The organism is Cupriavidus sp. SIMBA_020, assembly GCF_046535395.1.
GTDB classification, from domain to species: domain Bacteria; phylum Pseudomonadota; class Gammaproteobacteria; order Burkholderiales; family Burkholderiaceae; genus Cupriavidus; species Cupriavidus campinensis.
Genome location: NZ_JAWRWU010001084.1, coordinates 1 through 255, shown reverse-complemented (window position 1 = coordinate 255; position 255 = coordinate 1). Strand labels below are relative to the sequence as shown.

The window sequence follows — 255 nt, the reverse complement described above, 5'->3', positions numbered from 1 at the left end:
GTCTCGCAGTCAAGCTCCCTTGTGCCTTTACACTCTGCGAATGATTTCCAACCATTCTGAGGGAACCTTTGGGCGCCTCCGTTACCTTTTAGGAGGCGACCGCCCCAGTCAAACTGCCCACCTGACACTGTCTCCCCGCCCGATAAGGGCGGCGGGTTAGAAGGTCAATACAGCCAGGGTAGTATCCCACCGATGCCTCCACCGAAGCTGGCGCTCCGGTTTCCAAGGCTCCTACCTATCCTGTACAAGCTGTAC

At 57.3% G+C, this 255-nt stretch carries 1 rRNA gene; it reads right to left on the bottom strand.

Annotated elements, in window-relative coordinates:
• Positions 1-255 (bottom strand): 23S ribosomal RNA (locus tag SB751_RS32840); the annotation flags it as partial.